We start from the raw sequence: 4,409 nt of genomic DNA, 5'->3' as shown, positions 1-4,409 counted from the left end.
TGTGTTCAATGACCACGCTTTTCTGGCCGCGCAGCAGGCTCGCGCTCGCCAGCACCTGAGGTGCCGTGTGGTCGATACCCGGCTCTGCGCTGGTCGAAGCCGCGCACGCCACAACAACCGGGTCGTGGCCGCCTGGCGGTGAAGATGGCGGGATGGCGGTCATGTCGGGGTTCCTGCGGGTCGTTGTCGAGGTGGCTGGTCAGCGCGATGCGTCTTGCGCGCCGGCGACCGGTTCCGTGATGAAGCCGATCTTGCGCACGCCGGCCTGCTGCGCGGCGGCCATGGCTTGGGCCACACGCTCGTAGCGCACGTCTTTGTCGCCACGGATATGCAGCTCCGGCTGTGGCTCCATGGCCGCAACGCCTTGCAGACGCTGGGTGAATTCGGCGTCTGCCACCGCGATGTTGTCCCAGAAGTACTGGCCTTCGGCGTCGATGGCCAGCCGCACGTTGCTGGGCAGGTCTTGCACGCGCTCGTTGCTGGCTTGTGGCAGGTCGACGCGCACGGCATGTTTGATCACCGGCACGGTGATGATGAAAATGATGAGCAGCACCAACATGACGTCGATGAACGGAATCATGTTGATTTCGCTCAGCATGTCGTCGCTGTCTTCCTGCGTTCCAATGGCCATGGGTGTTCCTGTGTGTCGTGAGTGCGGCTTGTTTTGAGCGGCGCTGAGGCGCGAAGCCTCAGGCCTTCTTCATGGGCAACACCTTGGATTCGCCCACGGCGCTCACGCGGGCACCGGTGACGAAATACGCGTGCAAATCGTGGGCGAAGCGGTTGAGCCGGTGCGTCACATGCTTGTTGCCGCGCACCAGGGCGTTGTAGCCCAGCACCGCAGGGATCGCGACCAGCAGGCCCAGCGCGGTCATGATGAGCGCCTCGCCCACCGGGCCAGCCACTTGGTCGATGCTGACTTGGCCGGCCGAGCTGATGCCGATCAGCGCGTGGTAGATGCCCCAGACGGTGCCGAACAAGCCCACAAAGGGCGCGGTGGAGGCGATGGAGGCGAGAACGGTCAGACCGCCCTGCGCGCGTGCGGTGTGTTCGTCGACGCTGTTGCGCAGGCTGCGCGTGACCCAGTCGCTGACATCTAGGTTGTCGTGCAACTGGGGTTGTGTCTTGCCGTCTTTGTGCAGGATGTGTTGTGTCGCTTCACGGCCTTCCACCGCGACGCTGCGAAAGGGGTTGTTGTCGCTCTTGCCCAGTTTGTGAACACCTTCGGCGAAATCGGCGCTGTGCCAGAACGATTCGCAGGCTTTGGCCTGTGAGCGGTTGGCGCGCAGATCCAGCGCCTTGAGCAGGATGATGACCCAGGTCAATACCGACATGGCCAGCAGCACGAGGGCGACGGTGCGGGTGATGGCATCGCCCTGAGCCCAGAGGTGGGCCAGCCCGTTGGTTGTGGTGGTTTCTACTGGCATGGGTGTGTTCCTGAGAGAAAAAGGAGATCGTTGTTGAAAACAGGGAAGACCGTCATTCGAGGACAAAGGCCACCGGGACTTTGAACCACATCGCTTCGGGCACGCCGCCGCGTTTGCCGGGTACGTAGCGCCAGCGCAGTGCGGTTTGCAACGCGGTCTGGTCCAGGCGGTCGTAGCCGCTGGAGCGGTCTATGGAGGCTTGCGTGGCCGTGCCCGAGGTGTCGATGAACACCTTGACGATGACTTTGCCTTGTTCGTTCAAGCGGATCGACAGCGGAGGGTAGGGCGGGGGTGGATTGTTCAGGTAGGCCGCGCTGCTGCTCGGCAGTTCCACCCGGGCCACGGTGGCCGAGGCTGCGGCGGCCGTGGTGCTGCTGGCTTGCACCGACGCTTCTTTGGGTGGACTCGCCGTTTCAGCCGCAGGCGCTGCAACGGGCGCGGTTTCGACGGGTACCACCGGAGCGCGTTCCGACGGTTGCGTGGCGACGGGCACCGGTAGAGGGGCAGGCTTGACTGCCGGCTTGGGTGTGGTTTTGACGGGTTGGGGTGGCGGAGGCGGTGCTGGCGTGGGCGCTGGCGCCGGCGTGGGCAGCACCTGTGCCGGCTCTATGTACGCCGTCATCACTTGCACGGGGATCACCTGCTCGGCCACTGCGCGCATCAAGCCGTTTTGCATAGCCCAGAGACCCAGGGCATGCAAACCGAGCACCAGCAACACGATCAGCAGCCGTGTTCGGTTCGGAGCCGGCGCTGCAGGGGCTGTTGCGTGCACTGTGGGGGGCGCGGAAAGGGCGCTGGCGGTGGTCATGTGGCGAGAGTGGCGGAGACTTGATAGTGAAGCGGGTGCAGAGGAAAGGAGCCAGCAGGGACCTAGGAACGAAAAATCCAGTACAAGGCGGCCACCAGAAAAATCAGGCTGCCGCCCAGTATGGTCAGACTCGCGATCATGGCTGCTGCTTTCGGGTGTTACCGGTGCTGGGTTGGGATGTCAAGAGCGGGTGGGTGTTGGAATTATAAATGCGAATACTTCGCAATCGCATTTATTTCGGGAAATTTTAAGAAATCAACCGGAAAATTCAAAGGTGGTGCTGCCAGATCAGCTCGGCACGGATGTCGGCCAGGGTCTGGCAGCCGCACAAAGCCATGGCCACTTCGAGTTCGTCGCGCAAGAGGCGGATCACGTGGGCCACGCCCGCCGCACCGCCGGTGGCCAGACCGTGCAACACGGGCCGACCGTGCAGCACCGCGGACGCGCCGAGTGCCAAGGCTTTCAGCACATCGGTGCCGCGGCGGATGCCGCCATCCACCAGCACAGGCACGGTACCGGCAACGGCTTGTGCGATGGCGGGCAACAGGTGGGCGGTGGGCGCCACCGTGTCCAGCGTGCGGCCGCCGTGGTTGGAGACGATCAGTGCTGCCGCGCCCAAGCCAATGGCTTGCCGGGCATCGTCCGGGTGCAGGATGCCTTTCAGCAGCACGGGCAACCGGGTTTGCGTGAGCAGCCAGGCCACATCGTTCCAGGTAGGGGCGTGGCACAGCAGTTCGTCGAACAGGCGGCTTTGCCCGGCTTGCAGGGTCGCGGCGGGTGGCGTCTGCATGTTGTTCAGATGCACCGCCGAAACGCCCGGCGGCAGCTTGAAGCCGGTGCGGCGTTCCTGGTCGCGCACGCCTTGCACCGGCGCGTCCACGGTGAGCACCAGGGCTTCGTAACCAGCGGCCTCGGCACGTTCAAGCAGCGCGCACGTGAACCCGCGATCGCCTTGCCAGTACAGCTGGAACCACAACGGGGCCGTGGCACCGGCGCCGTGGCGCGCCACCCGGGCGACTTCTTCCAGCGGGGTACTGGACTGGGTGCTGAGCACCAACCCGGCCTCTTGTGCGTTGGCCGCCAGTGCGGTGGCGATTTCGCCGTGTGGATGGGCGAGTTGTTGGTACGCCATGGGCGCCACCAGAATGGGGTGCCGCAGTTCGCGACCCAGCAGCGTCAAGCGGGTATGGCCACCGGCGGTGTTGCGCAGCACGCGCGGTTGCAGCGGCAGTTGTTGCCAGGCCTGGGCATTCGCCCGCAGGGTGGTTTCGTCGGCAGCGCCGCCATTCAGGTAAGCCCAGGTGGCTGCGCTCAGCAGCCCCTGGGCGTGCGCTTCGTGGTCGGCCAGGTTGACCACGCCTTCGGGTATGGCGTTGCGTGGTGGGGGAGGGGGCGTATGGGCTTGCATGGCGGTTCAGGTGTTGGCCCACATGCGCAGCAGGTTGTGGTACGTGCCGGTGAGTGCCGTGGTTTCCGGCGATTCGCCGTGTTGCTGGCGCAGAGCCAGCAGGTTCATGTCGAGCTCATACAGCAGGCGCCGCTGTTCGTCGCTGCGCACCATGCTTTCGATCCAGAAAAAACAGGCGAGGCGGTGGCCCCGTGTAACCGGTTGCACCTGGTGCAGGCTGTTGCCGGGATAAAGCACGGCGTGGCCTGCCGGCAATTTGATGCGCTGTTCGCCGTAGCTGTGTTGGACGGTGAGTTCGCCACCGTCGTATGCGTCGGGTGGGTTCAGGAACACCGTGCACGAGATGTCGGTGCGCACGCGTTGTCCGTCGGGCAGCAGACGCACCGCGTTGTCGATGTGTGGGCCATAGTTGTTCTGTTCACCGCCGTAGCGGTTGATGCGCGGGGTGAACACGCGCAGCGGCAGCGTGGCAGAGAAAAACGGCGGGCTCTTGTCGAGCGCGCGCAGCACCATGCCGCGAATGGCGGTGGCGGCCTCGCAGTCGTGCGGGAGCTGTTGGTTGTTCTTGACTTCGCGGGCTTGTCGACCCGCGCTGTCGCGGCCATCGGCCCAGGGCGCCCGCGCCAGCAACTCCTGGGCTTGGCGGAGATCGGCGGGGGCGAGCAGTGCGGGCAGCAGCTCCGACACGGCCGGCACGTCGACCGCGATCGGCCGCCCGAGGAGGTGGAAGCGCGCCAGATCGTCGACCCCGGCCCTCATCGCCCAC

Annotated in this window: 5 protein-coding genes; all 5 read right to left on the bottom strand. The window is 65.1% G+C overall.

Going from position 1 to position 4,409, the window contains the following annotated elements; all coding sequences use genetic code 11:
- Positions 1-199 precede the first annotated feature (199 nt).
- The gene (locus ABYB95_RS17715) at positions 200-631 is read right to left on the bottom strand and encodes an ExbD/TolR family protein (protein ID WP_372659907.1); all 432 of its coding nucleotides are present in this window, start codon (positions 629-631) and stop codon (positions 200-202) included.
- A gap of 58 nt (positions 632-689) precedes the next feature.
- The gene (locus tag ABYB95_RS17710; protein ID WP_372659905.1) at positions 690-1,427 is read right to left on the bottom strand and encodes a MotA/TolQ/ExbB proton channel family protein; all 738 of its coding nucleotides are present in this window, start codon (positions 1,425-1,427) and stop codon (positions 690-692) included.
- 52 nt (positions 1,428-1,479) lie between these two features.
- The gene (locus tag ABYB95_RS17705) at positions 1,480-2,235 is read right to left on the bottom strand and encodes an energy transducer TonB (protein WP_372659903.1); all 756 of its coding nucleotides are present in this window, start codon (positions 2,233-2,235) and stop codon (positions 1,480-1,482) included.
- A 268-nt stretch (positions 2,236-2,503) separates the two neighbouring features.
- The gene (locus ABYB95_RS17700) at positions 2,504-3,643 is read right to left on the bottom strand and encodes an alpha-hydroxy-acid oxidizing protein (protein ID WP_372659901.1); all 1,140 of its coding nucleotides are present in this window, start codon (positions 3,641-3,643) and stop codon (positions 2,504-2,506) included.
- A gap of 6 nt (positions 3,644-3,649) precedes the next feature.
- A complete protein-coding gene (locus ABYB95_RS17695; protein ID WP_372659909.1) occupies positions 3,650-4,402 on the bottom strand; it encodes a Fe2+-dependent dioxygenase in 753 nt (250 codons plus the stop codon).
- Positions 4,403-4,409: the final 7 nt, after the last annotated feature.

The organism is Hydrogenophaga sp. (genome assembly GCF_041633695.1).
Lineage (GTDB): Bacteria > Pseudomonadota > Gammaproteobacteria > Burkholderiales > Burkholderiaceae_C > Hydrogenophaga.
This window is presented reverse-complemented; position numbering and strand designations above follow the sequence as displayed.